A 26,688-nucleotide genomic window follows, 5' to 3' on the forward strand; every position below is an offset into this window, starting at 1 on the left:
GCACCACCCGTTGATCAAACCCGCCCCTTTCACGCTGTACCCCGAGATCACGCGCCCTGTTTGGCTGGTCGAAGCGCACCGGCACCCCGCGCACCACGGACCGATCCGGTCCCCCTTTTCCGCCTCTTAGATGGAGGGAAAGTGTCCACACCGGACATCGCCACCGCTTCCACTGTCGACGAACCCGATCCCGCCGCCGCGGCCGACGGGCAGCTCACCAGTCTCAGCACCCACGCGGCACGGCAGCTCGCCACCACGACCAAGTCCGAACCGCAGATGCAGGCCATCACCTCGCGGTGGCTGCTGAAGACCCTGCCCTGGGTGGACGTACGCGGCGGCACCTACCGGGTCAACCGGCGTCTGCAACTGCGCACCGGACGCGGACGGGTGCACTTCGAGCAGAACGGAGCCGACGACATCCGGGTCGTCCCGCAGACGCTCACCGAACTGCCCGTCCTGCGCGGCTACTCCGACCTCGACGTGCTGCGGGAGATCGCCTCCCGGTTCGAGCCCCGTCAGGTGCGGGCCGGCCAGGTCCTGTTCGAGGCGGGGCAGCCGGTCACCGAGGCCTACCTGGTGGTGCACGGCCGCTTCACGCGCTACACGGCCGGCAAGTACGGGGAGGAGGAGGTCATCGGGGTCGTCACCGACGGCGACCAGATGGGGGACGAGGCGGTCGGCCAGTCGGATCCGCTGTGGCTGGCCTCCGTGCGGGCGGAGACCTCGGGCGTGGTGCTGGAGCTGCCCTGGAGCGCCGTGGAGGAGCTCACCGAGCGGGTGCCGTCGCTCGACGCCCATCTGCGGGCGTACGTCGAGCGGCAGGGCCTGCCCATGAACCGCAAGGGTGAGGCGGAGGTCCCCGTCCAGGCCGGCCATGTGGGCGAGCCGACGCTGCCGGGCGGGTTCGTCGACTACGAACTCGCTCCGCGCGAATACGAGTTGTCCCTCACCCAGACCGTGCTGCGGGTGCACTCCCGGGTCGCCGACCTCTACAACGAGCCGATGGACCAGACCCAGCAGCAGTTGCGGCTCACGGTCGAGGAGATCCGCGAGCGGCAGGAGTGGGAGCTGGTCAACAACCGGGAGTTCGGGCTGCTGCACAACATCGACTACGGGCAGCGGATCAGCACCTATACCGGGCCGCCGACGCCTGACGACATGGACGAACTGCTGTCGATGCGGCGCAGGACCAAGGTGTTCCTCGCCCATCCGAAGGCGATCGCGGCCTTCTTCCGCCAGTGCAACAAGCGCGGCCTGGTGCCCGGCACCGCGAACGTCGACGGGCACGAGGTCCCGGCCTGGCGCGGAGTGCCGATCTTCCCGTGCGGCAAGATCCCGGTCTCCGGTGACCACACCAGCAGCATCATCGCGCTGCGCACCGGCGAGGCCGACCAGGGCGTCGTCGGCCTCTACCAGACCGGCATCCCGGAGGAGTTCCAGCCGGGTCTGAACGTCCGCTTCATGGGCATCGACAGCGCCGCCGTCATCAACTACCTCGTCACCGCCTACTACTCGCTGGCCATCCTGGTCCCCGACGCCGCAGGGATCCTGGAGAACGTCCAGATCGGCCGGACGGCCGAGTGAGGGCCTGGAGCACGCGATGAGCACTTCCACCCCGTCCTACGTGCTGCCCGGTCCGCCGGACATCGCCCGGAGCATGCGCCGGGAGCGGCGCACCGGACCGATCCCCGGACTGCACTACCGTCCGGCGGCGCCCGCCGACCCGGTGAAGGCGGCCGAGATCGACCGCCGGCTGGAGACCTGGGCGCGCGGACTCGACCTGTTCCCCGAGGCGTGGAAGGGGGACTTCTCCGGCTTCCAGTTCGGCCGGGCCGTCGTCCTCCAGCATCCGGGCGCCCTGGACCTGGACCGGCTCACGGTCGCCGGGAAACTACTGCTCGCCGAGAACGTCGTCGACTCCTGCTACTGCGAGGAGGACGAGGGCCGGGGCGGATCGAGGCGGGGCCTCGGCGGCCCGCTGATCATCGCCCAGTCGGCGCTCGACCCGTACCACGGTGTCCCTGAGCTGGAGGAGGAGTGGCGCGAGGGCGTACGGGCCGACGGGCCGCTGCGTTCCTACCACTTCGCCCTCACGGACTACGCCGCGTTCGCCACCCCCAGCCAGGTCGACCGGTTCGTGCACGACATCGCCCGGCTGCATCTCGGTTATCTGGCCGAGGCCGCCTGGATGGAGACCCGGTACGCACCGCGGGTCTGGGAGTACCTGGTCATGAGGCAGTTCAACAACTTCCGCCCCTGTCTGTCGCTCGTCGACGCGGTGGACGGATACGAACTGCCCGAGCAGGTCTACGCCCGCCCCGAGATCCAGCGCATCACGGCGCTGGCCTGCAACGCCACCACGATCGTCAACGACCTGTACTCCTTCACCAAGGAGCTGGCGAGCGACCCGGACCATCTCAACCTGCCGCAGGTCGTGGCCGCCAACGAGCGCCACGGACTCAAGGCCGCCTATCTGAAGTCCGTCGAGATCCACAACCGGATCATGGAGGCCTTCGAGGAGGAGTCGGCTCTCCTGTCCGCCACCTCACCGCTCGTGGAGCGCTACGCCCAGGGGCTCGCCGCCTGGGTGGCCGGCAACCACGAGTGGCACGCGACCAACAGCCACCGCTACCACCTGCCCGACTACTGGTGACCACCGCTACAGGCACCCCATTCGCAACCGGAACACCGTCACATGCGCAACGAGGAGTCACCCTTGACGACCGCCCCCGTCGCCCGGACCGCCCCGGCTTTGGTGCCGGCCCAGTCCACGTACCAGAACCGCGTCGCGGAGTACTGGAACGCCGAGGAGAACCCGGTCAACCTCGAACTCGGGAAGATCGACGACCTGTACCACCACCACTACGGCATCGGAGCCGCCGACCGGTCGGTGCTCGACGAACCGGACGCGGACCTGCGCCGGGAACTCGTCACCGCCGAACTGCACCGGCTCGAGCACGCGCAGGCCGAACTGCTCGCCTCGCATCTCGGGCCGCTCTCCCCCGCCGACCGGGTCTTCGACGCCGGCTGCGGCCGCGGCGGCGGCAGTGTCACGGCGCATCTGCGCTACGGCTGCCACGCCGACGGTGTCACCATCTCCGCGAAGCAGGCCGAGTTCGCGAACGAGCAGGCGCGCAGGCGGGGCATCGACGGCAAGGTGCGCTATCACCACCGCAACATGCTCGACACCGGCTTCGCGACGGGCGGGTACGCGGCGTCGTGGAACAACGAGTCCACCATGTACGTCGAGCTGGACCTGCTCTTCGCCGAGCACGCCCGGCTGCTGCGCCGCGGCGGACGGTACGTGGTGATCACGGGCTGCTACAACAACGCCTACGGGCAGGCCTCCCGCGAGGTGTCCCTGATCAACGCCCACTACATCTGCGACATCCACCCGCGCTCGGAGTACTTCCGGGCGATGTCGCGCAACCGTCTGGTACCGGTGCACGTCGAGGACCTGACCGAAGCGACGATCCCCTACTGGGAACTGCGCAAGGAGGCGGACCACTTGGTCACCGGCATCGAGGACACGTTCCTGAACGCCTACCGCAACGGCAGCTTCCAGTACCTGCTCATCGTGGCCGACCGGGTCTGATCCCGGCGGCCCCGGGGGGGTGTCCGAGGGGCGGTGTCCGACGGCACCGCCCCTCGGCGCGTCCCGCGGGCCCGGGGCCCGCCGCCGGTCACTCGCCCGCGTACGCCTTCTTGAGTTCGGCGATGTCGAGCTTGCCCATGCTCATCATGGCGCTGGTGGTGCGGGCGGCCTTCTCGGGGTCCGGGTCGCCGATCATGTCGATCAGGCCGTCCGGGATGACTTGCCAGGAGACGCCGTACTTGTCCTTGAGCCAGCCGCAGGGGCCGGGCTCGCCGCCGTCCTCGGTGAGCCTGTTCCAGTAGTGGTCGACCTCCGCCTGGTCGGCGCAGAAGAGCTGGAACGAGATCGCCTCGCTGAACGTGAACTGGGGCCCGCCGTTGAGCGCGACGAACTTCTGGCCGTTGGCCGTGAACTCCACGGCCATCACGGAGCCCGCCTGACCGGGCCCGCCCTCGTTGTACCGGCCGATCCGGCCGATGCCGGAGTTCTTGAAGACGGACACGTAGTAGTGGGCGGCCTCCTCGGCCTGGCCGTCGAACCAGAGACACGTGGTGAATCCGTCGGTGGTCATGGACACCTCCTGCGATGGGAACGCGGTCTTCAGTGTCGACCGGTTCACGCCGTAGAACTCATCGGCCGGGCGGCGAATTGACCCGGCCGGGGTAGGGCGGACGGCACGTCAGGCCGCCAGGCACATCCCGCGGTACGGGCCGACCGCCCGGTGCGAGGCGGAACGGCGGTCCGTGCCGCTGCGCCGGACCAGTTCGCCCTGGGCCAGTGACAGCAGATCGCCGAGGCCCAGTCCGAGGGCGGAAGCGGCGGCCGCGAGGACTTCCGAGGACGCCTCCTTGCGGCCGCGTTCCACCTCGGAGAGGTAGGGCAGGGAGATCCGGGCGGCGTCGGCCACGTCCTTGAGCGTGCGCTCCTGTGCCAGGCGTTCGCGGCGCAGCACGTCACCGACGAGGTCGCGCCACAGGGGCTCCCGGGGCGCGGACTGCGCGGTGTCCGGGCGGGCGGGTGCCGGGCGCAGCGGGATCACCCGGATGTCGTGGCCGGCCTGTTCGTCGCTCGCCCGCTCGCTGCTCGCCTGGTTGCTCACCTCCACAGCCTAGAAGCCGTAGGCCGGCCGGGAAGAGGCGCGAGTTGCGCCCTCAGGGAAACATCGGCGGGCATGGGCCGCCGAGTTCCGGGTAGCCGGGCAGCACGCGGTCCGGGCAGGGCGCCGGGACACACAGGGGCCGCGGAGACAGAGGTCGACCGTGACTTTCGTGGGAGAGGCAATGAACACCGCCGCCGGGATCCGGCCGCAAGCAGAGGCCGTCGACGGGACCGTGCCCCACGGCGCGGACGACGGGGCGCTGCCGGGCATCGCGGACCCCGCGTCCGTCGCCCCGCGGGACGCGCGGGAGTTGTCCCGCGCGTTCTTCCGCCGGCTGGCCGAGCTGGAGGAGGGGACGCACGCGTACCAGTACGCGCGCACCACCCTCATCGAGATGAACATGTCGCTGGTCCGGTTCGCGGCCGGGCGGTTCCGTGGCCGCAGCGACGACATGGAGGACGTCGTCCAGACGGGGATGATCGGCCTGATCAAGGCCATCGACCGGTTCGAGCTGTCGCGCGAGGTCGAGTTCACGTCCTTCGCGCTGCCTTACATCGTCGGCGAGATGAAGCGGTTCTTCCGGGACACGACCTGGGCGGTGCACGTCCCACGCCGCCTCCAGGAGCTGCGCCTGGAGCTGGCCAAGGCGCGCGACGAGTTGTCCAGCCGGCTGGACCGGGACCCGACCGTCGCCGAACTGGCCACGCTCATGAACCTCTCCGAGGAGGCGGTCGTCGAGGCCCAGATCGCCGCCAACGGCTACACCTCCACGTCCCTGGACGCCGCGCTCGGCGGTGACGGTCCCGAGGACGGCGAAGCCGTCCTCGCCGACTTCATCGGCGTCGAGGAGGAGGGGCTCCTGCTCGTCGAGGACGTGCACGCGCTCGCCCCGCTCATGGCCGAACTCAGCGAGCGCGACCGGCGGATCATCCACATGCGGTTCGTGGAGGAGGCCACCCAGGCGGAGATCGGGGAACGGCTCGGCTGCTCCCAGATGCACGTGTCCCGGCTGATCAAGCGGATCATCACGCGGCTGCGCCGGGGGATGCTGGGCGAACTCGGCTGCGCCTGAGGCCGCGTCCGGGGCCGGGGCTCGGGCCGGGGCGAGGGCTCACGCGCCCTCGCTCACCCTGCCAGGTCGAACCGGGCGCGCACCCGCTTGCCGACGGGCACCCGCTCCACGGTGATCTCGGCGGCCAGCGCGTGCACTATCTCCAGGCCGTGCCGCCCGACACGCTCGGGGTCCTTCGGGTAGCGGATGGGAAGCGCGACGCTGCTGTCGTACACGCAGACGCTGACCGCGCTGTCCGTGCCCTCCAACTCCAGGATGTACGGGCCGTTGCTGTGCCGGTCGGCGTTGGTGACCAGTTCGCTCACGACGAGCAGCAGTTCGCCGTCGGCCCTGCTGTCGATCGCGGCGCACCACTCGTTGCGCAACTGCTCCAGGAACTGAGCCGCGAACGCGCGTGCCTCGGCGATGCATCCGGGTTCGCCGGTGTAGTGCGCGGCGCGGCGCAGCGGCTCGACGGGTACGTCGAAGCCGGCGGGTACCACCGCCCCGCCCAGATGTTCGGTCATGCGTGTCTCTCTCGGAAGCCCGGTCCGGTCGGTTGCCTCTTGTACCAGTCCTCGTACCCCGAGCCGGGCCCGGCAGTCCCCCTGAGCGTTCGCCGAACGCGCACAGTGGTCATCATCACGCCCACGGCGACGACGGTGTGCCGCCGCTCACACCGCCGTGCCGGGCTCTGCCGGCCAGGACCGCTTCCGGGCCGGAGCCCGGCGTGCGGTCAGGAACCGCCGCCCTCGGCCGCCCGTTCGGCCGCGAAGAGCACGGCGTCGACGGCGGTGTCGTAGATCGCCTTCGGCGTGACGCTGCTGAGCTCGTCGATGTAGGTCCGGGTGACGGGGTAGGCCGCCTCGGGCAGGCGGGCGTAGATCCGGGTCCAGGTGGTGTCGTCCTTCTCGCGGACCTCGGGGTCGAGCGAGCTGAGCGCGGCGGAGTGCGCGCAGAGGCCGAGGGCGGTGTCCACGTAGGTCCGGTAGTGAAGCACGGCCCGGTCGGGGGCGAGGCCCGAGCGGGCGAAGGCGCCGAGGATGAGCTCCACCAGCCGCTGCTCGGCCGGACCACCGGTGATGCGCGCGAAGGTGAGGACGGTGATCGCCGGGTAGCGGGTCTGGATCAGCCAGGTGGACTCGGCGACCCGGCGCAGGGTCTGCTGCCACGGCTCGTCCTCGGGCACCTCCGCGATGTCGTCGAGGATCATCTGGATGGTCCGCTCGGCCACCGCGAGCAGCAGTTCGTCCTTGTCGCGGAAGAGCCGGTACAGGATCGTCGCGTCCACGTCGAGTTCCTGGCCGAGCCGGCGCATCGAGAGTCCGGCGGCGCCCTCCCGTTCGGCGAGCTGGAAGGCGGCGTTCACGGCGGCTTCGCGGCGCAGCTCGCGGCGCTCCCGGCGGCTGGGCCGTGCGGCGGTGTCGTCGCCGGACCGCTGGGCGGCTGCGGTCGTCGCCGTCTTCTTCGCCATGTCTCTCCTCGCTCGGGCGGCTCGACCGACCCTACCAACGCCTTCCCGACGAAACTGCCAACACCGTTGACAACAGTGTTGCGGATCGGGTTCCTTATGTCGACCACGCCGTTCGCACCGCTCCCTGAAGCCGTGAACCACGTGGGCCCCGTCGTCCCCCGTCGTCAGGAATCCCATGAGCCGGCACATCCGCCTCGCCCTCGTGCAGGCCCCCGCCGAGTCCTTCGAGCAGTTCGCGCAGGGTCTCCGGCTGCGCATGAAGTCGCCCAACCGGGCGGACCTCGTCGTCTACCCCGAGCTGCACCTGTGTTCCGAGGGTGCGCAGGCGATGACCTTGGAGGAGTACTACGCCACGTACGCCGAGCCGCTCGACGGCCCGCGCGGCAAGGCGCTCTCCGAGCTGGCCCGCGAGCTCGGCATCTGGCTGATCCCCGGGACCGTGCTGGAGCGCGGCGCGGACGGCAACGTCTACAACACCGCGGTGGTCTACGGCCCGGACGGCAGCCTGGCGGCCCGCTACCGGAAGATCTTCACCTGGCGGCCCTACGAACCCATGTGCGTGGGCCGGGAGTTCGTCGTCTTCGACATTCCGGGCACCGGGCGGCTCGGCCTGTCGGTCTGCTACGACGCCTGGTACCCCGAGGTGACCCGGCATCTCGCCTGGATGGGCGCTGAACTCGTGGTCAACGTCGTGCAGACGTCGACGTCCGGCCGCGCCCAGGAGATCCCGGTCAACCAGGCGAACGCCATCGTCAACCAGGTCTGGGTCGCCAGCGTCAACGGCGCAGGGCCCACCGCGCAGGGCCGCAGCCTGCTCATCGACCCCGAGGGGCACGTCCAGGTCGCCGCCGTCGGCATGGAGGACACCACCCTGCTCGCCGTCGTCGACCTCGACCGGGTCGCGGCCGCCCGCACGTACGGCACGGGCGGCGACTCCTGGCCCTGGGACCACTTCACGGCCGGCGACACCCCGCTGGAACTGCCGCTCTACAACGGCCGTATCGACCCGGCGACATGGCGGCCGGCTCTCTCCCCCTGGACGCCGGACGCCGTCCGTCCCGCCACCCCCGCCCCCGCAGAGGCCGCCGCCCCGGCCACCGGAGAGGGCGTGGCGCGATGAGCGGGACACAGGAGATCCGCACCGCCCCGAGCGGCGCACCGGAGCGGCTCACCGGCCGGCTCTCGCTCACCTCGGTGGTCGCCTTCGGGCTCGCCTACATGGCGCCGAGCCTGGTCATGGTGATCTTCGGCGTGATCGCCGCGGCGAGCGCCGGCACCGCGCCGACCGCGTTCGCCGTGGCCACCGCGGCGATGTTCCTGACCGCGCTCAGCTACGCGAAGATGGCCCGGCACATCCCCGCCTCCGGCTCGGCGTACTCCTACGCCCGCAAGCTGATCGGCGCCCCGGCCGGCTTCCTCGTCGGCTGGGCTGTGCTCCTCGACTACCTGCTGCTGCCGATGGTGGCCTGGCTCGTCCAGTCGCTGTATCTCAACGCGCAGTTCCCGGGCGTGCCTGTCTGGGTCTGGATGCTGCTGAACGCCGGCCTCACGACCGCGGTCAACATCATCGGACTCACGCTGGCCGACCGGGTCAACAAGGTGATGACCGCTCTCGCGGTGTTCCTGGTCCTGCTGTTCGTCGCGTACTGCCTGGTCCACCTCGGCGGCCGTCCCCCGCGGTCCTACACCGCGCCGCTCTGGAACGCGCACACCTCCCTCGGCGGCATCTCGGCCGCGGCCGCCGTCGCCGCGTACTCCTACCTCGGCTTCGACGCGGTGACCACGCTCTCCGAGGAGGCGCGGGACCCCCGTCGGACCATCCCGCGCGCGGTCGTGCTCGTCATCGCGATCGGCGGCCTGCTCTTCGCCGCCGTGGCGTACGTGATGCAACTGGTCCATCCCGGCGGGGTGTTCGACGACCCGCAGATCGTCGCCTACACGATGTCCATCGAGGTCGGCGGGCAGACCTTCGCGGACTGGACCAACATGGCCGGGATCGTCGGCGGTTTCGCCTCCGGGCTCGCCGTGCAGCTGAGCTCCAGCCGGCTGCTGTACATCATGGGCCGCGACGGCGTGCTGCCGAAGCGCTTCTTCGGGGCGCTGAACACCCGCACCGGGACCCCGGTCCTGTGTCTCGCCCTCACGGGAGCCGTCGGCCTGGTCGGACTCGATCTCTCCCTGGAGACCGCGACGTCGTTCGTCAACTTCGGCGCGTTCCTCGGTTTCACCGTGGTCAACGCGTGCGTGGTCGTGTACTTCGTCCGCAACCGGGCCCGTGCTCTCGGGTCCGGCGGCGCGAAGGTGCTCGGCTACGTCGTCGCCCCGACGCTCGGCGCCTGCGTCACCGTCTATCTGATGACACAGCTCAGCACGGTCGCGCTGGCGATCGGCTGCTGCTGGCTGGCCGCCGGGTTCGTCTACCTCCTCCGGCTCACCCGCGGCTTCCGCCGTCCGACGCCCGAACTCGACCCGGACGAGGTCGCGGGGCCCTAGCAGGAAATGGCTCCGCCCACGCCGACGGGCCCGGCAAAGCCGCCACGTCCGCGCGCGCAGCGGGGCTCGGGTCAGGCGACGGGTACGACGAGCGCCGGCAGGGTGCGCTGCATGCGCAGGGCGTCGATCGACTCGGCGAGCAGTTCGTACTCGGTCGTGTCGTCGCTGGCGGCGATCCGCACCAGCCGCCCGCCCGCCAACTCCTCCGCGACCAGCTCCTGCCGGGCGTCGTCCCCGCACCAGGCGCGCAGCAGGGTCGGGACGTCGGCGACCGTCTCCGCGACCGGGACCAGCGCGCCGACGGGAAAGGCGCCGCCCTCCGGGCTCGGGTCGAGCCGCTCGGCGATCCACGACGCCCGGTCCCGTAACCACCACAGGGCGAGCGCCAGGGTCGGCGCGCGGTAAGTGCCGAGCGGTACGCCGACGCGCTGCCCCCCGCACATTCCGTACGCGGTGACATGACACAGGAATTCGTCGTGCACGATCACTCCCCCGTCGCCTCGCTGCAGTGCCGGCCCGGCCCTCGCTTTCCCGTACGGCTCTGTGCGGTGAAGTGCCCCTGATGTTCGAGTATCGCCACTGGCGAAACACTGTCACCACGGATTTCCGGCCACTCTCCCGGCATATTCACAGGACCCTCTGGCCGAAAACGCGCAGGTCGCACCGTCCCGCCCCCATTACCCGGGAGGTAATCGACCCGTCCCGCCTTTCTCCGGCATGGTGTTCACACCGGATCGGCGAACACCCGGATCCGGCTCCTGACCAGCAGATTCGACCTCGATGGAGGCTGATTCGCCATGTCCGTGAACACCGACCGTCACGAGAACGCCATCGCCCGTTACCTCGAGGCCTGGAACGCCCGTGAGCCGCAGGCCCTGACGAAGGCGGTCGCCGCCGCCTGGACCGCGGACGGCAGCTACACCGACCCTCTCGCCGACGTCCGCGGCCACGACCAGATCGCCGCCGTGATCGCGGCGGCCCACACGCAGTTCCCGGGGTTCACCTTCCGCCTGCTCGGCACGGTGGACGGGCACCACGACACCGCGCGGTTCTCCTGGGAGCTGGTGAACGAGGCCGACACAACGGCTCCGGTGGCCGGGTTCGACGTGGTCACGCTGGACGACGAGGGCCGGATCCGACAGGTGCTGGGGTTCCTGGACCGGGTGCCGGCGGGCGCTTGAGGCCGGGTGCCACGATGAGTTTCTCCGCTCGCTGTGGTCATGTGAGGCAGAGCCCGGGGACCGGACACACGGAACGGGCCGGAAAAGGATCAAGGCGAGCGGAGAACATCATGGCCACCACCGGCAGGAAGTCAGGGACGGCGGGGAATTCCGGCGCGGCGGGTAATGCGCCGGGCGGAACGGCGGGGGAAATCGACGAGGAATTCAGCGCGGTCCTGCGCACGAGCCCGGAGAAAGGCGGCTGGACGTTTGTGATCTGGCCACGGTCCGTCGAGTTCTTCGGCACCCGGGGCCTGGTCAAGGTCCGCGGCACGGTCGACGGCCACCCGTTCCGCGGCTCCTTCATGGCCCTGGGCGACGGCACGCACAAGCTGCCCGTGAAGGCGGAGGTGCGCAGGGCGATCGGCAAGGGCGAGGGCGACACGGTGACGGTGCGCCTGCGGGAACGACTGTGACGGGCCGCGTGCGGGCCGCATGGTCGTGACCGTGTGCCGCCGGGAGCGGCTCAGCCCCTGACGGCCTCCCGGTAGCGGCGGGGCGCCACACCGACGGTACGTTCGAAGGCGTTGCTGAAGGCGCTCTCGGAGGTGTAGCCGACCGAGCGGGCGTCCGGCATGATCATCGACACCGGTCTCGCCAAGCACATCCCCGCGGACGCCCTGCGGGCGGCGGGCGCCCTGGACGAGGAGGGCCGCCCGGTGCGCGACCCCGCCCGGCAGCACAAGAACCGTCCCACAGGGAGCGGCGACCGGCGTCTGGTGCGCCACCAGCCCGCAGCTCGACGGACTCGGCGGGGTCTACTGCGAGAACTGCGACATCAGCCCGTCGGTGACACCTGAGAACGAGGCCGAGTGGCGGGCGGAGCCTGGGATCCCCGGCGTCCTGCCGTACGCCGTCGATCCGGAGGCGGCGGCCCGCCTGTGGGAGGTCAGCGAGGAGCTCACGGCCGACCGATACAGGCCGCCTCACGCCCCCGGCACCCACCACCCGGCATTCATCATCGGGCATCCACCACCAAGCGCTCATCCCTGGGCGCTCACCAAGGGGCGCTCACCAAGGGGTGCTCACCAACGGGCGTTTCTCAGCCCTTCACGATGGCGTCGATCCTCGCCAGTTCCTCGTCGTCGAAGTCCAGGTTGCGGATGGTGCCGACGCTGTCCTCGATCTGCCGCGGGCTGCTCGCGCCGACCAGGGCGGAGGTCACCCTGCCGCCCCGCAGCACCCAGGCGAGGGCCAGCTGGGTCAGGCTCTGGCCGCGGGACTTGGCGATCTCGTCCAGGGCGCGCAGCCGGCCGACCAGTTCTTCGGTGACCGCCTCCGAGTTCAGGAAGGGGCTGTCGCTCGCCGCCCGGGAGTCCTCGGGGATGCCGTCGAGGTAGCGGCCGGTCAGCAGTCCCTGCTCCAGCGGGGAGTAGACGATGGAGCCCACCTGGAGTTCGTCCAGGGTGTCCAGCAGGCCCTCGTCCTCGGGGCGCCGGTCGAGCATCGAGTAGCGCGGCTGGTGGATGAGGAGCGGGGTGCCGAGTTCGCCGAGGATGCGGGCGGCCTCGCGGGTCTGCTCCGCCGAGTAGTTGGAGACCCCGACGTAGAGCGCCTTGCCCTGCTGGACCGCGGTGTGCAGGGCGCCCATCGTCTCCTCCAGGGGAGTGTCCGGGTCGAAGCGGTGCGAGTAGAAGATGTCGACGTAGTCCAAGCCCATGCGTGTGAGGCTCTGGTCGAGCGAGGACAGCAGGTACTTGCGCGAGCCGAATTCGCCGTACGGGCCGGGCCACATGAGGTAGCCCGCTTTGGTGGAGATGACCAGCTCGTCGCGGTACGGCCCGAAGTCCGCCTTCAGGGCGTCACCGAGCGCGGACTCGGCGGCGCCGGGCGGCGGGCCGTAGTTGTTGGCCAGGTCGAAGTGGGTGACGCCGAGATCGAAGGCGCGGCGCAGGATGGCCCGCTGGGTCTCGGCGGGACGGTCGGGTCCGAAGTTGTGCCACAGGCCGAGCGACAGCGCGGGGAGTTTCAGGCCGCTGCGTCCGGTGCGCCGGTAGGGCATGTCGGCGTAGCGGTCGGGGTGTGCGGTGTACAACGCGACTCCAGAGGGGTTGGCACGGGGTGTTCCCGGCTCCCGGGACGGCGAGGTCCCAGGGAACCCGCTCCCACTCTCGCCGGGCGGGCGGGCAGCGGTCCAACAGAAGAATCCGATGGAATTCAGCGACTAAGCTTCTCAATCATGGAACTGCGCCATCTCCAGCACTTCGTCGCGGTCGCCGAGGACCAGCATTTCACCAGGGCCGCCGAACGCCTGTTGGTGTCCCAGTCGGGCCTGTCGGCGTCCATCCGGGCGCTGGAGCGGGAGTTGCGGGCGCCGCTGTTCGTGCGGACCACCCGCCGGGTGACGCTCACCGAGGCCGGGCGGGCGCTGCTGGTGGAGGCCGAGCGGATCCTCGCGCAGGTGCGTTCGGCGCACGAGGCGGTGGCGGCGGTGCAGGGCGTGCTGCGCGGCACGCTGGCACTGGGCACCGAGCAGTGCATCGCCGGGGTGCACGTGGCGCAACTGCTGGCGGCCTTCCGGGGCCGGCACCCGGACGTGGAGATCCGGCTGCGGCAGGCCGGTTCGGGCGCGCTGGCCGAGGAGGTGTCGGCCGGGCGGCTGGACCTGGCCTTCGCCTACCGCACCCAGGCGGACTCGGACCAGCTGCGCTCGGTGGCGCTCACCAGCGAACCCATGACGGTGCTGTGCCATCCGAACCACCGGCTCGCCTCGTGCGGCGCGCTGCTCGCACCGCACGACCTGGCCGGTGAGGTCTTCGTGGACTTCCACCCGGACTGGGGTCCGCGCCGCACCACCGACGCCGCCTTCTCCGCGGCGGGGATCCGGCGCACGGTCGCGCTGGAGGTCAACGACGTGCACAGCCTGCTGGACCTGGTCGACGAGAACCTCGGGATCGCCGTCGTACCCCGGCACTTCCGGCACAAGCGGCCCTCCCTCACGGCGTTGCCGCTGAAGGGCACGGGCGAGGCGGAGTACGAGACCGTCGCGCTGCTGCCGCCGGAACGGGCCACCAGTCCCGCGGCCCGCGCGCTGGTCACGCTTCTCGAGACAGGGGGCCTGGCACCACCCCAGGACGGGCCCCAGGCCTCCTGATTCCGGCCGCCCGCCGCCGCAGACTCATGACCGTCGGCCAGAAACGACGAACGACGACGGTCAGGGGGACACACCATGGCGGAACACACACGGCGGACCGTGCTGCGCGGCACGGCCGGGCTCGCGGCGGCCGGGGCACTCACCGGCCTGGGCAACAGCCCGGCCGCGGCCCGCCCCGCAGAACAGGGACAGATGACGGATCGTCATTATCGGTTTCTGGAAGGGGCGTTCGCACCGGTCACCGAGGAGCTGACGGCCTTCGACCTGCCGGTGACCGGCCGGATCCCGCGCGAGCTGAACGGACGTTTCCTGCGCAACGGCCCGAACGTGCTCGGCCTGGAGGATCCCCGGGCCCACCACTGGATGCTCGGCGAGGGCATGGTGCACGGCGTGCGGCTGCGCGACGGCAAGGCGGAGTGGTACCGCAACCGCTGGGTGCGCGCCTCGCAGGTCACGCAGAAGCTCGGCGAGCCGTACCCGGGTCCGGTCCCGCCGGACGACTTCCCGTGCAACACCCATGTGATCCCCTACCGGGGGCGGATCCTCGCGCTGCAGGAGAGCGGCCCGCTGCCGTACGAACTCGACGGCGAACTGGGCACGGTGGGCACGTACGACTTCCGGGGGACCCTGGAGGGTTCGTTCACCGCGCACACCAAGTTCGACGCGCACGCCGGTGAGCTGCACGCGATCGGCTACTACCCGGCCTGGGACCACGTCCGGCACATGGTGGTGGATCCCTCGGGGCGCATCACGCGCACCACCCGGATCCCGATGCCGGACGCGCCGATGGTGCACGACTTCGCGCTCACCGAGAAGCACGTCGTCGTCATCGACATACCGGTCACCTTCGACCCCGCCGCGGCCGGGCGAGGCGCCCCGGTGCCGTACGCCTGGAACCGCGCGCACCCCGCACGCGTGGGGGTCATGCCACGGACTGGGGGTACCCCCTCTGGGGAAGGGCGGGTGCGCTGGTTCGGGATCGACCCCGTCTTCTACTCGCACACGCTCAACGCCTACGACGAGGGCGACCGCGTGGTGGTCGACCTGACGACCTACCCGGCGCCGTTCCACGTCGCCGGGCGCGGCTCGGACGGTCCGTCCGCGACGGGCACCGCGAAGCTGGAACGCTGGACGGTCGACCTGCGCCACGGGCGGGTGCGGCAGCGGGTGCTGGACGACCGGCCGCAGGAATTCCCGCGTGTGAACGAGTCGTTCGTGTCGCGGCGGCACCGCTACGGCTACACGGCGGCGGCCGCGGAGATGACGGCCGCGTATCTCACGCCGGACGGCGGCACCCCGCCCGACAGCGCGTTCTCCAACGCGCTCGTCAAGCACGACCTGTCGCGCGGGACCACCCTGGTGCACCGGCTGCCGAGGGGCGCGGCGGCGGGCGAGGCGGTGTTCGTACCGCGGGACGGGGCCGACCGCCGGGCGGCCGAGGACGACGGGTACGCGATCGCGTACGTGCACAACCCGGACCGGGGCGCGGCCGATCTGGTGATCCTCGCGGCGCAGGACTTCACCGGGGAGCCGGTGGCGCGGGTGCACCTGCCGGGCCGGGTGCCGCTCGGTTTCCACGGGAGCTGGATTCCGGACGCGTGAACGCCCGTCGTTTGGGATGGTGGACGGTATGCACGCGAAGGACATCCTCATCGACGGCTACGGCCGCATCCAGGAAGAAGTCCATGCCGCCCTCGAGGGCCTCGGACCGGACGAACTGCACTACCGCCCGGCTCCCGACGCCAACTCCATCGCCTGGCTCGTCTGGCACCTCACCCGGGTGCAGGACGACCACGTCGCCGACGCCTTCGACCTCGAGCAGGTCTGGCTCTCCCAGGACTGGAAGAAGCGCTTCGGCCTCGACCTGCCGGCCCGTGACCACGGCTACGGGCACACCTCCGCGAAGGTCGCCAAGGTCAAGGTCGACTCCGCCGACCTGCTGACCGGGTACTACGACGCCGTCCACGAACAGACCCTCGGCGTCCTGCGCTCGCTGGCCGCCAAGGATCTCGAACGGATCGTGGACGAGCGCTGGGATCCCCCGGTCACGCTGGGGGTCCGCCTGGTGAGCGTCCTGTCCGACGACCTTCAGCACGTCGGACAGGCCGCCTATCTCAGGGGGCTGGTTCAGAGCGCGGCCGCGTAACCCGGCAGGACGACGTCCTCGATGAGGGCGGCCCGCTCGTCGAACGGGATGAACGCGCTCTTGAGGGCGTTCACCGTCACCGTGCGCAGGTCCTCGACGCTCCAGCCGGCCTCCTCGACCAGCAGCGACATCTCACGGGTCATCGTCGTACCGGAGACCAGCCGGTTGTCGGTGTTGAGGGTGACCCGGAAGCCCAGGTCCTTCAGGGCGGTGATGGGGTGCTCGGCGATCGAGGTGGCGCAGCCGGTCTGGAGGTTGGAGGTCGGGCACATCTCCAGGGCGATGCGGCGGTCGCGGATCCAGCCGGCGAGGCGGCCGAGCTTGCCGGCCGCGAGGTCGGGGATGTCCTCGGTGATGCGCACGCCGTGGCCGATGCGCTGGGCGCCGCAGACCTGGAGGGCCTGGTGGATGCTGGGCAGGCCGTGCGCCTCACCGGCGTGGATGGTGAAGGGCACGCTCTCGCGGCGCAGGTGCTCGAAGGCGTCCAGGTGGTCGGCGGGCGGGAAGCCGTCCTCGGCACCGGCGATGTCGAAGCCGACGACACCGGCGTCACGGTAGGCGACGGCGAGGTCGGCGGCCTCGCGGACCCGGTCGAACATGCGCAACCCGCACAGCAGGGTGCCGACCCGGACGGGGGTGCCGGCGGCGGCCGCCTTGGCCATGCCGACGGCGAGGCCCTCCTGGACGGTCTCCACGACCTCGCTCATCGACAGGCCGCCCCGCGTGTTCAGCTCGGGGGCGTAGCGCACCTCGGCGTAGACGACGCCGTCGGCGGCGAGGTCCAGGACGTACTCCTCGGCGACGCGCAGCAGGCCCTCACGGTTCTGCATGACGGCGAGGGTGTGCTCGAAGGTGGCTATGTAGCGGACCAGATCGCCGGAGTTGGCGGCCTCGAAGTACCAGGCGGCCAGCTCGTCGGGGTCGGTGGTGGGCAGGGTGTGGCCGACCGCGGCAGCGAGTTCGACGACGGTGGCGGGGCGCAGGCCGCCGTCGAGGTGGTCGTGCAGGACGGCCTTGGGCAGGCGGCGGATCACTTCGGCGTCTACGCGCGTAGCAGTCATGGCGGGTCTTTCCTTGAGCGGGCGGTTCGAAGCGGCTGCAGAGTGTGCGACGGGGGGCGTGGGCCGTAAGAAGGCTCGCCTCAGCCGGCGGGCTGGAGCAGGTCCCAGCGGTTGCCGTAGAGGTCCTGGAAGACGGCGACCGTGCCGTACGGCTCGTGGCGCGGCTCCTCCAGGAAGGTCACGCCGGCGGCGGTCATGCGGGCGTGGTCGCGGGCGAAGTCGTCGGTGTGCAGGAAGAACCCGACGCGCCCGCCGGCCTGGTCCCCGATCCGGGCGCGCTGGTCCTCGCCCTTGGCGCGGGCGAGCAGCAGTCCGGTACCGAGGCCCCGCACACCGGGCTCGACGACGACCCAGCGGGAACCGTCCGGCCGGGGCTCGTCCTCGGCGAGGCGGAAGCCGAGGGCCTCGGTGTAGAAGCGGATGGCCTCGTCGTAGTCGTCCACGACGAGGGTGACCAGGGCAACGCGTCGCATCGGGGCCTTCCGGTGGGAGTGGTAGCCGGAGGTTATACGTAAAACTACGCGCGCGCCAGTCACCGTTCTACGCGCGTCCAGGCAGGTGGGGAACGGGAATCCGGGTCAGGGCTTCTCGTCGCCCTGAGCGACCTCGACACGGTGGTGGAAGTCGGCCATGCCGACGACGGAGGCCACCCCTGAGACGACCGTGCAGGCGAGGAGCAGAGCGGCGATCAGGCGGCCCGCCCCGTGCGTCGGGGCGGCCAGGAGCGCCTGGACGCGCCGCGGGACGGGACCGGTGGTCGCGGCGGCGGCGAAGTCGGGTCGCACGGTGCGCGCGGCCTGCCCGGCGAGGGCGGCGCGGGCGATGGCCCGGGCGGTCAGGCGCCGGTCGCCGACACTGGCCGCGGCGGCCTCGTCGGCGGCGCGCTCGGCGGCGAGCCGGATCGTCTCGCGGACCGGGCGCAGCGCGGGGTGGCAGTGCGCCGCGAGTTCGGCGGCAGCGAGGAAGTAGTGGTGGCCGCCGTCGTTGTGCGCCCGCTCGTGCGCGAACAGCGCCTCGCGCTCGGCGCCGTCCAGGCTGCGCAGCATGGCGGTGGTCACGACGATGCGGTGCGGGCGTCCGGGCAGGGCGTACGCGTCCGGGCGGGGCGAGTCGACCACGCACAGGTCGCCCGCGGCGGGCCGGAGCCCGGCCTGCGTGCGCGCGGCACGGAAGGCGCGGGTCTGGCGCAGGACCGAACGGACGAGGGTCCAGCCGCACACGGCGAGGACGCCGACGGACGTCGCGGCGACCGGGAGGACGACGAGGTCGGAGGCGGTGTGCAGCGGGTGGATCAGTTCCCCGACGGCGGCGAACAGTGGCACCTTGAGCAGGCCGGTCAGGACGAACGCGCCGAGCGCCGCCAGCGAGTCGCCCGCGAGGACGACCGCACAGGCGGTGATCGCCCACAGCGCGACGACCGGGGCGAGCCGGTCGAGGGCCCGCCGGGCCAGCGCCGGGAGCGCGCACGGCAGCAGCAGGGGCAGCAGGAGGAGTGCGGTCACGGGGCGTCGGATTCCAGCAGGTCCCGCAGGATGCGTTCGTCGTCGGGGCTGAGCTGGGCGACGAAGCGGGCGAGGACGGTCTCGCGGTCGGTGTCCCGGTCCAGTTCGGTGTGCATCCGGCGGGCGGTGAGGCCGTGGGCGTCCTGGACGGGGAGGTAGGCGTAGCCGCGGCCCTGCCGGTGCCGGGCGACCACGCCCTTGTCGTGCAGCCGGGTCAGGATCGTCGTCACCGTGGTGCGGGCGAGGTCCGCGGCGAGGGTCAGCTGGACCTGGCCGGGCGTCTGGGGGACACCGGCGGCCCAGAGTGCGGCCATGACGGTCGCCTCGAGCTCACCGGCCGGCCGGCGTTCGTCCTTCGCGTCGGTCATGGGAACGATCCTCACTCCGTCCTCGTCGTCCAGTCCAGCAGGCGTCTACAAAATTGTAGTCAACGGGGCGCCGTCCCGCCCCAGGACATACGCCCGCACCCCATTATGAGAGGGCCGCCGCTGAGGAGCGGGGTCGCCGCCCACCGGCCGGCCGACACCGGTGTCCCCGCCTCTGTCAGGCGCCCGTGGTGTGCAGCGCGTCCAGGCGCCGCAGCTCCTCCTGCGTGAGGCGCAGCGCGCCGGCGGCGACGTTCTCGGTGAGGTGGACGGGGTTGCCGGTGCCGGGGATGGCGAGGACGTGCGGGCCCTGGTGCAGGGTCCAGGCGATGCGGATCTGGGCGGGGCTCACCCCGTGGGCGTCGGCGACGGCCCGCACCGGGTCGTCGTTCGCCCGGTCGTCGCCTTCCGCGTCCACGGCGCCCTGATCGCCACCGCTGCCCGCGACGGCGTAGAAGGGGACGAAGGCGATGCCCCGCTCCCCGCACATCCGCAGGAGTGCGTCGCCCTCGGGGTCGGCGTCGTCCAGTCCGTACCGGTTCTGCACGCTGACCACGGGGGCGATCTCCAGCGCCTCGGTCAGGTGCCGGGGCTGGATCGCGGAGATCCCGAGGTGCCGGATCAGACCGGCCTCGCGCAGCTCGGCGAGCGCGCCGAAGTGCTCGGCGACGGAGTCCTGGCGCATGCGGCGCAGATAGACGAGGTCGAGGTGGTCGCGGCCGAGCTGGCGCAGGTTCTCCTCGACGTGGGCGCGCAGCTGGTCGGGGCGGGCCGAGGTGCCCCACTCGCCGGAGTAGTCGCGGAAGGGGCCGACCTTGGTGGCGATGACCAGGTCGTCCGCGTAGGGGGCGAGGGTGGAGTTGATGAGTTCGTTGGCGGAGCGCAGGGCGGAGAAGTAGAAGGCGGCGGTGTCGATGTGGTTCACACCGAGTTCGACCGCCCTGCGCAGCACGGCGATCGAGCGGGCGCGGTCACTGGGGGTGCCCAGATGGAAGGCGGCGCTGCCCGTCAGCCGCATCGCGCCGAAGCCGATGCGATGGACGGGCAGGTCACCCAGCTTGAAGGTGCCGGAGGCGTCCGCGGTGATCATGTCAGCGGTCATCGGCGGAGTCTCGCACATCGGCCCCGGCGCCGGAGACCGGCCCTTTCGGGAGGGTTCCCGGTGCCGGGGGCGTCTGTCACCTCCTACACGAACGGCACGGGCCCGGATCGACACCGCACGCCACACGTCCCGGAGAAAATGTCGCCGGCGACCTTCGGAAGCATCGTCGGCATGACCGACACCGCACATCCGCTCGTCGTCCGCGCCCGGCGGCTCGCCGCAGATCTGCTCGTGCCCGAGGCCGAGCGGGTGGACCAGGAGGGCGTCCCCGCGAGCCGCATCGGGGCGCTGAAGGAGTCCGGGCTGCTCGGAGTGGCCGCGCCGGTCGCGTACGGCGGCTTCGGGGCGCCGTCGGCCGTGGTGCGGGAGACCACGGAGATCCTCGCCGGGGCCTGTTGCCCGACCTGGTTCGTGCAGGCGCGGCACCACACACCGGTGCAGACCGCCGCGCGCGGCGAACTGCCGGTGCGGGAGAGCCTGTTGGGTCCGCTGCCGACTCGCGGCTCCCGCCACCGGTTCGGTGCCGCCACACAGCGGACTGCGAGGCTGACTCGTTGAGCATGCGTCCGCACCCCGCACCCCACGCACCCCGGAGCCGCACCATGCACGTCTCGGTCGTCCTGTTCACCGCCGATCTGCGCCTGCACGACCACCCGCCGCTGCGAGCCGCACTGGAGCGCGCCCGGGAGGTCGTCCCCCTGTTCGTCCGTGACCGGGGTGTCAGCGACGCGGGCTTCGCGGTGCCCAACCGGCTGGCGTTCCTCGCGGACTGCCTGCGCGACCTCGACCACGGGCTGCGCGAGCGCGGCGGGCGGCTCGTCGTGCGCTCCGGTGACGTCGTCGAGCAGGTGTGCCAGGTCGCTTCTCAGGCCGGTGCCGACGAGGTGCACCTGGCGGCCGACGTGAGCGCCTACGCGCAGAAGCGGGAAAGGCGGCTGCGACAGGCGCTGGAGGCGGACGGCAGGCGGCTGCACGTGCACGACACGGTCACCGGCGCGGTGGCCCCCGGCACGGTGACACCGGCGGCCTCGGACCACTTCGCCGTGTTCACACCGTACTTCCGCAAGTGGTCGGCGCAGGGGCTGCGGGACGTCCGCACCGCACCCCGCTCGGTGCGCGTGCCGGAGGGCATCGCCTCGGAGGACCTTCCGTCCCGTTCCTCGCTGCGGAACGTGTCGCCCGGACTGGCCGCCGGAGGCGAGCCGACGGGCCGCCGGCGCCTCACGGCCTGGCTGCGCACCGGCGTCGCCGGGTACGCGGACGGGCACGACGACCTGGCCGCCGACGCGACCTCGCGGCTCTCCCCGCACCTGCACTTCGGCACCCTGTCCCCCGTCGAACTGGTCCACCGGGCGCGCGGCAGCGGCGGCCCGGGCGCGGAGGCGTTCGTACGGCAGCTCGCGTGGCGCGACTTCCACCGCCAGGTGCTGGCGGCGCGGCCGGCCGCGGCCGGCGCCGACTACCGCACCCGGCACGATCGTTGGCGGTCCGAGGAGACGGCCCGGGAGGACGTCGAGGCCTGGCGGGAGGGCCGTACCGGGTATCCGGTGGTCGACGCGGCGATGCGCCAGCTGCGGCACGAGGGCTGGATGCACAACCGCGGCCGTCTGCTGACCGCGAGCTTCCTCGCCAAGACGCTGTACGTCGACTGGCGGGTGGGTGCCCGGCACTTCCTGGACCTGCTGGTCGACGGCGATGTGGCCAACAACCAGCTGAACTGGCAGTGGGTGGCCGGTACGGGCACCGACACCCGGCCGAACCGTGTCCTCAACCCGGTCGCGCAGGGCAGGCGGTACGACCCCGACGGCACGTACGTCCGGCGGTGGGTGCCGGAGCTGAGGAACGTCGAGGGTCGCGCGGTCCACGAGCCCTGGCGGCTGAGGGGACCGGAGCGGGAGGCCGCCCGCGGGTATCCGGACCCGATCGTCGCGCTGGCCGACGGACTGGCGCGCTTCCGGCACGCCCGTGGACGCGACTGAGGACGTCCGTTCCCCGGCCGCCGCACCCACCTCTCCACGCACGACCACTACACATAAAGGCTGAATAAGGGCAAACTGGGAACGCGGCGCTTACCGCACACCGCACCAGAAGACGCGGTCAGGCCAGCGAGTCACAAAGGAGACGAACATGGCCAACGTCTCGCACAGGGGTGATATGACAACCCACCCCGATGTTTCCGAAATGCGGGATAGGTATGCCCGCATGCTCGGCGGTCGCGATGTGGCGCTCGTGGACGGGCCGGTGTTCCTTCTCGGCCTGTACTGCGCGGCATCTCCGTGGATCCTGCACTACACGACGAGCCAGTCGGCCCTCGTGACCCACAACCTGATCATAGGGATCGCGATAGGACTGCTGGCACTGGGGTTCACCAGGGCCCCCGAGCGGATGTACGGCCTCAGCTGGGCCATGGGCGCCATAGGTGTCTGGATGATCATCGCGCCGTGGGTCGTGGGCCGCAGCCCGGACACCGGTGTGATCCTCAACAACGTCATCATCGGCGCGCTGGCCATCGTCCTCGGACTGATCTGCGCCGGTACGGCGGCGAAGAGCGTCCCCAAGCCATAGAGATCCCCGAGCCACAAAGACAGGACACGAGGGAAGGAGGATCCCGTCGAAGGAAGTGAAGGCCACCAACAACGCGAGGCCGGTCCGCCCGGGCGGACCGGCCTCCCCGTACCCGCACCTCAGCGGGCGGGTACCTCCCACGGCGCCTGCGGCAGAATACGGCCGGTCTCCAGGAGCGACTTGAGATTGGACAGCACCGCCGGCCAGCCGGACGAGACGTCGGAGAACGCCCCCTCGTCGGCGAGGTCCTCGTGGGTCACGGTGAGCCGGACGATGTCCTCGTGCGGCCGGATGTCGAACGTGACCCGGGAGTGCAGATCCTGCCGCCCCTCCTGATCGGGCGCGGCCCAGGTGGTGACCAGCCGGACCGGCGGCTCGCTCTCGACCACCCGGCCGACCACGTCGGCGACGCCTGAGCCGTCGGTGCGGACGTGCTCCCAGCGGGAGCCGACCTGCCAGTCGGAGACGTTGCGGTGCCCCCAGTAGGCGGCGGTCAGATCGGCGTCGGTGAGCGCCTCCCACACCTTCTCGGGGGTGCTCGCGATGTAGGTGACGTACACGAAACTCGGCTTGTCGGCCATGGCTCCCTCGGCTCGTCGCTTGATGGCGCCGAGCGCACTGAGGCGCGGGCGCTCGAACTTGTCGATCCACCGCTCCTGGACCTCGTGGAGCGGCACGGGATTGAGGTAGTGGAGCTTCTCCCGCCCCCGCCGCACGGTGCTGATCAGGTTGGCGGCCTCCAGGACGGCCAGGTGCTGGGTGACCGACTGGCGCCTCATGTCGACGCGCTCGCACAACTCGCCCAGCGTCTGTCCGTTGTGCTCGTGCAGCCGGTCGAGAAGCCGCCTGCGCGTGTCGTCCGCCAGCGCCTTGAAGACCCTGTCCATCCCGGCCCCTCCTTCCGATCACGCACTCAAAGTTATGCAGGCAATTACCTGCATGTCAAACATCGAGGTGCGGAAAGGCCACGGACCGTCGAGGGGATCGAGAAGGGCGGACAACGACGTCCCCCGGCGGACTCGCGTCCGAACCGGGGGGCGTCCGCGGACCGTGGCCGCGGTCCGCCGGGTACGGCCGCGTCTCAGGTCGCGGCCGGCTGGGCGTCCGGGTCCCGGCCGCTCACGTACTCCTCGTGGATCTCCTTCGGTCCGAACGGCCACACCTTCTCCAGCCGCGCCCAGATCAGGAAGGCCACACAGCCGAGGGCGACCCAGGCCAGGGACCACTCGATGGGGTGGCGCCCCGGGGAGTTCTTGTCGGCGTAGCCGTAGATCACGCACCAGCCGACGAAGGCCACGATGCTGGGCAGCGGATACAGCCACATGCGGTACGGGCGGTTCAGCCCCGGCTGCCGCTTGCGCAGGACCGTGAGCGCCACGATCTGGGCGAGCGCCTGGACGATCACCATGACCGTGGTGAGCAACTGGATCAATGTGGCCAGGTCGGTGTGCCTGCCGATCAGGAAGCCGACGGCGGTGATCACTCCCATCGTCGCCAGCCCCAGCATCGGGAAGCGGTGCCGCGGGTGCAGCTTCTCGTACGGGCGGAAGAAGACCCGCTCACGGGCCGCGTCGTACGGCACCCGCGAACCGCCCAGCAGGCCGGTGAAGACCGAGGCGAACGCCGTGATCAGGATCAGCACGGTGACCGTGTCGGCGGCCCCCTTGCCCCAGGTCTCCTCCAGCACGGCGGAGGCCACGGAGGTGGAGGCGATGTCCTTCGGGTCGGTCATGCGCCCCCAGTCGACGACACCGAGCGTGCCGATCTGGAGCAGCAGGTAGATCGCCATGATGCCGAGGATCGAGAAGATGATGGACCGCGGCAGGGTCCGGCCGGGGTCCTTGATCTCCGCGCCCATGTAGGCGGTGGTGTTGTAGCCGAGGTAGTCGTAGATGCCGATGGTCAGGCCCGCGGCGAAGCCGATCCAGAAGTGGTTGCTCGTCAGGTCGAAGGCGCCCGACGGGTAGGTGAACGCCAGATGGGGGCTGAAGTCCGAGGCCGCGGCGACGATCACCAGCAGGACCGAGGCGATCATGACGACCCACATGACCGTCGTGATGCGCGCGATGTGCTCGATCCCGCGCCACAGGAGCAGAACGACCAGGGCGATCACGCCGAGACCGATCAGATCGCCGGACGTCTGCCCCAGGCCGGGGGCCAGATAGCCGAGGTACTGGACGAAGCCGACCACACCGGTGGACATGATCAGCGGGATGAACAGCATCGCCGTCCACACGAACAGGAACGGCATCATGCGGCCCGTGCGGTACTGGAAGGCCTGGCGGAGATAGACGTAGCTGCCGCCCGAGCCGGGCAGTGCGGCGCCCAGTTCGGCCCAGACCAGTCCGTCGCAGAGCGCCAGCACGGCACCCGCGACGAATCCGATGACCGCCTGGGGGCCGCCGAACGCGGCGACCATGAGCGGGATGGTCACGAACGGACCGATACCGCACATCTGGCTCATGTTGATGGCCGTGGCCTGGAACAGGCCGACACGGCGCACGAAACCACCCGTGGGTGGCGGACTTCCGGACATGGGGACTCCTGACGCGACGGGCGCACGAACCGCGTACGGGGCGGCGACTCGCCCGGCCGGACCGACTGGGCGATAAAGTTAAGGAGCCTAACTAGAGGCGTCAAGTATGCGTCAGAAATGAACGAGAATGGTGCGATGCCCGCTGGAGACGCCATAGATCCGCAGGAGCAGCCCTGGAGCCGCCGACGCCTGCGCAGCTCCAACGAGCGGCTGCTCCTGGGCCGGCTGCGCGGCCTCGGTGCCGCGTCGCGCGCCCAACTGGCCCGCGAGACCGGCCTGTCGAAGCCGACGGTGTCCAGCGCGCTCGCCTCGCTGGAGGCGGCCGGACTGGTGCACGAGGTGGGCACCCACGCCCCCGAGCGCGGACGCACCGCCGTACTGTACGCGCCCGACCCGGCCGCCGGTCATGTGCTCGGCGTGGACATCGGCCGCGGGTGGCTGCGCGTGGCCGTGGTCGATCTGGACGGCACGGTGACGGCCCGCGCCGACGTACGCAACCGCGCCCGCGCCTCGGGCGCCATGGCCGACCTTGTCGTGGGCACCGCCCGGCAGGTGATCGACAACTCGGGCGTGGACCCGGCCGCGGTGGTGCACGGGGTGGTCGGCACCCCCGGTGTCTACGACGAGAAGCAGCGGCGGGTGCGGTTCGCGATGCACCTGCCGGGCTGGGGCCGGGCCGGCCTTCTCGACCGGATGCGCGAGGAGCTGGGTGTACCGCTGGAGGTGCACAACGACGCCAACCTGGCCGCGCTGGGCGAGTACACGTACGGCGTCGGCGCGGGCAGCCGGCTCTTCGCGTACATCATGATCGGCACCGGTCTCGGGATGGGAGTCGTCAGCGAGGGGCGCCTGTTCACGGGGGCGCACGGACTGGCCGGCGAGATCGGGTTCCTGCCCTGGACCGGCAGGCAGAAGCCGGAGCGGCTGGAGGACGCGGTGTCCGGGGAGGCCGTGGTGGAGGCCGCCCGGCGTTTCGGGATGAGCGGGCAGCTCACCGCCAAGGCCGTGTTCGACGCGGCCCGGCAGGGCAATTCGGCCGCGGTGCGTGCGGTGGAACTGGAGGGCGAGCGGATCGCGCACACCGTGGCGGCGGCCGCCGCCGTGCTCGACCCGGACCTCGTGGTGCTCGGCGGCGGCGTGGGCCACAGCGTGGACCTGCTCCTGGGCCCGGTCCGCGAACACCTGCGCACACTCACGCCGTTGCGGCCGAGGATCGCCCCGGGTCGGCTGGGCGAGGACGCGGTGCTCATGGGCGCGGTGGCCACGGCCCTCGACACGGCCCGGGATCTGGTCTTCGAGCGCCGGGCGGGCGGCGGTTGACCGGTTCACGCCGGTCGGCGCGGGCCGCACGGCCGAGGTCGTTGACACGGCCCGTACGGCCCCCT

At 71.2% G+C, this 26,688-nt stretch carries 28 protein-coding genes and 2 pseudogenes; 16 read left to right on the top strand and 14 right to left on the bottom strand.

Annotation, left to right across the window (positions count from 1 at the left end; genetic code table 11):
• Positions 1–141 precede the first annotated feature (141 nt).
• From ACWD5D_RS30675 to ACWD5D_RS30685, 3 genes are all read left to right on the top strand, one after another.
• Complete coding sequence (locus tag ACWD5D_RS30675; protein WP_451376024.1) at positions 142–1,584, top strand: family 2B encapsulin nanocompartment shell protein; 1,443 nt, start codon at positions 142–144, stop codon at positions 1,582–1,584.
• Positions 1,585–1,600: 16 nt separating this feature from the next.
• Positions 1,601–2,653 (top strand): family 2 encapsulin nanocompartment cargo protein terpene cyclase, encoded by a 1,053-nt coding sequence (locus tag ACWD5D_RS30680; RefSeq protein WP_451376025.1) that lies wholly within the window; start codon positions 1,601–1,603, stop codon positions 2,651–2,653.
• A gap of 63 nt (positions 2,654–2,716) precedes the next feature.
• Complete coding sequence (locus ACWD5D_RS30685; RefSeq protein WP_451376026.1) at positions 2,717–3,595, top strand: geranyl diphosphate 2-C-methyltransferase; 879 nt, start codon at positions 2,717–2,719, stop codon at positions 3,593–3,595.
• 88 nt (positions 3,596–3,683) lie between these two features.
• Here the strand turns inward: ACWD5D_RS30685 and ACWD5D_RS30690 are convergent, their stop codons facing one another.
• The gene (locus tag ACWD5D_RS30690) at positions 3,684–4,166 is read right to left on the bottom strand and encodes a VOC family protein (protein ID WP_451376027.1); all 483 of its coding nucleotides are present in this window, start codon (positions 4,164–4,166) and stop codon (positions 3,684–3,686) included.
• A 108-nt stretch (positions 4,167–4,274) separates the two neighbouring features.
• Complete coding sequence (locus tag ACWD5D_RS30695; protein ID WP_451376096.1) at positions 4,275–4,634, bottom strand: helix-turn-helix domain-containing protein; 360 nt, start codon at positions 4,632–4,634, stop codon at positions 4,275–4,277.
• A gap of 241 nt (positions 4,635–4,875) precedes the next feature.
• Between ACWD5D_RS30695 and ACWD5D_RS30700 the strand changes: the two genes are divergently transcribed.
• On the top strand, positions 4,876–5,766 hold the full coding sequence (locus ACWD5D_RS30700) for an RNA polymerase sigma factor SigF (RefSeq protein ID WP_451376097.1): 891 nt from the start codon (positions 4,876–4,878) through the stop codon (positions 5,764–5,766).
• Positions 5,767–5,819: 53 nt separating this feature from the next.
• On the opposite strand, the gene ACWD5D_RS30705 is transcribed toward ACWD5D_RS30700, so the two are convergent.
• A complete protein-coding gene (locus ACWD5D_RS30705; RefSeq protein ID WP_451376028.1) occupies positions 5,820–6,272 on the bottom strand; it encodes an ATP-binding protein in 453 nt (150 codons plus the stop codon).
• 209 nt (positions 6,273–6,481) lie between these two features.
• Positions 6,482–7,219, bottom strand: coding sequence for a TetR/AcrR family transcriptional regulator (locus ACWD5D_RS30710; RefSeq protein WP_451376029.1), 738 nt, complete (start codon positions 7,217–7,219; stop codon positions 6,482–6,484).
• A gap of 175 nt (positions 7,220–7,394) precedes the next feature.
• On the opposite strand from ACWD5D_RS30710, the gene ACWD5D_RS30715 reads away from it, so the two are divergent.
• Positions 7,395–8,339 carry a carbon-nitrogen hydrolase family protein gene (locus ACWD5D_RS30715; protein ID WP_451376030.1) on the top strand — a complete coding sequence of 315 codons (945 nt, stop codon included), beginning with the start codon at positions 7,395–7,397 and terminating at the stop codon, positions 8,337–8,339.
• Positions 8,336–9,712, top strand: a complete 1,377-nt coding sequence (locus tag ACWD5D_RS30720) for an APC family permease (protein WP_451376031.1) — start codon at positions 8,336–8,338, stop codon at positions 9,710–9,712. Before ACWD5D_RS30715 ends, ACWD5D_RS30720 begins: the two co-directional genes overlap by 4 nt.
• A 71-nt stretch (positions 9,713–9,783) precedes the next feature.
• Here the strand turns inward: ACWD5D_RS30720 and ACWD5D_RS30725 are convergent, their stop codons facing one another.
• On the bottom strand, positions 9,784–10,194 hold the full coding sequence (locus ACWD5D_RS30725) for a hypothetical protein (RefSeq protein ID WP_451376032.1): 411 nt from the start codon (positions 10,192–10,194) through the stop codon (positions 9,784–9,786).
• 315 nt (positions 10,195–10,509) lie between these two features.
• On the opposite strand from ACWD5D_RS30725, the gene ACWD5D_RS30730 reads away from it, so the two are divergent.
• Both ACWD5D_RS30730 and ACWD5D_RS30735 read left to right on the top strand, forming a co-directional pair.
• Positions 10,510–10,893: a nuclear transport factor 2 family protein gene (locus ACWD5D_RS30730; protein ID WP_451376033.1), complete on the top strand. Its 384-nt coding sequence runs from the start codon at positions 10,510–10,512 to the stop codon at positions 10,891–10,893.
• A gap of 191 nt (positions 10,894–11,084) precedes the next feature.
• Entirely contained in the window at positions 11,085–11,348 is a 264-nt protein-coding gene (locus ACWD5D_RS30735) for a DUF1905 domain-containing protein (protein WP_451376098.1), read from the top strand.
• 50 nt (positions 11,349–11,398) lie between these two features.
• Here the strand turns inward: ACWD5D_RS30735 and ACWD5D_RS30740 are convergent.
• A pseudogene (locus ACWD5D_RS30740) lies at positions 11,399–11,500 on the bottom strand (AraC family transcriptional regulator); the annotation flags it as partial.
• Positions 11,501–11,507: 7 nt separating this feature from the next.
• On the opposite strand from ACWD5D_RS30740, the gene ACWD5D_RS30745 reads away from it, so the two are divergent.
• A complete protein-coding gene (locus tag ACWD5D_RS30745; protein WP_451376034.1) occupies positions 11,508–11,732 on the top strand; it encodes a hypothetical protein in 225 nt (74 codons plus the stop codon).
• 242 nt (positions 11,733–11,974) lie between these two features.
• Here ACWD5D_RS30745 and mgrA read toward each other — a convergent pair whose 3' ends face one another.
• Positions 11,975–12,967, bottom strand: coding sequence for an L-glyceraldehyde 3-phosphate reductase (mgrA, locus tag ACWD5D_RS30750; RefSeq protein ID WP_451376035.1), 993 nt, complete (start codon positions 12,965–12,967; stop codon positions 11,975–11,977).
• A 144-nt stretch (positions 12,968–13,111) separates the two neighbouring features.
• Between mgrA and ACWD5D_RS30755 the strand changes: the two genes are divergently transcribed.
• From ACWD5D_RS30755 to ACWD5D_RS30765, 3 genes are all read left to right on the top strand, one after another.
• Positions 13,112–14,026 carry a LysR family transcriptional regulator gene (locus ACWD5D_RS30755; protein WP_451376036.1) on the top strand — a complete coding sequence of 305 codons (915 nt, stop codon included), beginning with the start codon at positions 13,112–13,114 and terminating at the stop codon, positions 14,024–14,026.
• A 75-nt stretch (positions 14,027–14,101) separates the two neighbouring features.
• Positions 14,102–15,628, top strand: a complete 1,527-nt coding sequence (locus ACWD5D_RS30760; protein WP_451376037.1) for a carotenoid oxygenase family protein — start codon at positions 14,102–14,104, stop codon at positions 15,626–15,628.
• Between the two features lie 28 nt (positions 15,629–15,656).
• Positions 15,657–16,172: a mycothiol transferase gene (locus ACWD5D_RS30765; RefSeq protein ID WP_451376038.1), complete on the top strand. Its 516-nt coding sequence runs from the start codon at positions 15,657–15,659 to the stop codon at positions 16,170–16,172.
• Here the strand turns inward: ACWD5D_RS30765 and ACWD5D_RS30770 are convergent.
• From ACWD5D_RS30770 to ACWD5D_RS30790, 5 genes are all read right to left on the bottom strand, one after another.
• Entirely contained in the window at positions 16,154–17,233 is a 1,080-nt protein-coding gene (locus tag ACWD5D_RS30770; protein ID WP_451376039.1) for an adenosine deaminase, read from the bottom strand. The genes ACWD5D_RS30765 and ACWD5D_RS30770 overlap by 19 nt on opposite strands.
• An 80-nt stretch (positions 17,234–17,313) precedes the next feature.
• Positions 17,314–17,706, bottom strand: coding sequence for a VOC family protein (locus tag ACWD5D_RS30775; protein ID WP_451376040.1), 393 nt, complete (start codon positions 17,704–17,706; stop codon positions 17,314–17,316).
• Between the two features lie 105 nt (positions 17,707–17,811).
• On the bottom strand, positions 17,812–18,735 hold the full coding sequence (locus tag ACWD5D_RS30780) for a M48 family metalloprotease (RefSeq protein WP_451376041.1): 924 nt from the start codon (positions 18,733–18,735) through the stop codon (positions 17,812–17,814).
• Entirely contained in the window at positions 18,732–19,103 is a 372-nt protein-coding gene (locus ACWD5D_RS30785) for a BlaI/MecI/CopY family transcriptional regulator (RefSeq protein ID WP_451376042.1), read from the bottom strand. The genes ACWD5D_RS30780 and ACWD5D_RS30785 overlap by 4 nt, the downstream gene beginning before the upstream one ends.
• A gap of 175 nt (positions 19,104–19,278) precedes the next feature.
• Positions 19,279–20,202, bottom strand: coding sequence for an aldo/keto reductase (locus tag ACWD5D_RS30790; protein WP_451376043.1), 924 nt, complete (start codon positions 20,200–20,202; stop codon positions 19,279–19,281).
• 171 nt (positions 20,203–20,373) lie between these two features.
• Between ACWD5D_RS30790 and ACWD5D_RS30795 the strand changes: the two are divergent.
• The 3 genes and pseudogenes from ACWD5D_RS30795 to ACWD5D_RS30805 all read left to right on the top strand — a co-directional run.
• Positions 20,374–20,694, top strand: a pseudogene (locus tag ACWD5D_RS30795) (acyl-CoA dehydrogenase family protein); the annotation flags it as partial.
• Positions 20,695–20,804: 110 nt separating this feature from the next.
• Positions 20,805–22,181: a cryptochrome/photolyase family protein gene (locus ACWD5D_RS30800; RefSeq protein WP_451376044.1), complete on the top strand. Its 1,377-nt coding sequence runs from the start codon at positions 20,805–20,807 to the stop codon at positions 22,179–22,181.
• Positions 22,182–22,329: 148 nt separating this feature from the next.
• A complete protein-coding gene (locus tag ACWD5D_RS30805) occupies positions 22,330–22,767 on the top strand; it encodes an SPW repeat protein (protein WP_451376045.1) in 438 nt (145 codons plus the stop codon).
• Positions 22,768–22,886: 119 nt separating this feature from the next.
• Here ACWD5D_RS30805 and ACWD5D_RS30810 read toward each other — a convergent pair whose 3' ends face one another.
• Together ACWD5D_RS30810 and ACWD5D_RS30815 are read right to left on the bottom strand one after the other, a co-directional pair.
• Positions 22,887–23,654, bottom strand: a complete 768-nt coding sequence (locus ACWD5D_RS30810) for an ArsR/SmtB family transcription factor (protein ID WP_451376046.1) — start codon at positions 23,652–23,654, stop codon at positions 22,887–22,889.
• A gap of 194 nt (positions 23,655–23,848) precedes the next feature.
• Positions 23,849–25,303: an APC family permease gene (locus tag ACWD5D_RS30815; protein WP_451376047.1), complete on the bottom strand. Its 1,455-nt coding sequence runs from the start codon at positions 25,301–25,303 to the stop codon at positions 23,849–23,851.
• A gap of 135 nt (positions 25,304–25,438) precedes the next feature.
• Between ACWD5D_RS30815 and ACWD5D_RS30820 the strand changes: the two genes are divergently transcribed.
• Positions 25,439–26,623: an ROK family transcriptional regulator gene (locus ACWD5D_RS30820; RefSeq protein WP_451376048.1), complete on the top strand. Its 1,185-nt coding sequence runs from the start codon at positions 25,439–25,441 to the stop codon at positions 26,621–26,623.
• The last annotated feature ends 65 nt before the right edge of the window (positions 26,624–26,688 follow it).

The organism is Streptomyces sp. NPDC002520, assembly GCF_053595235.1.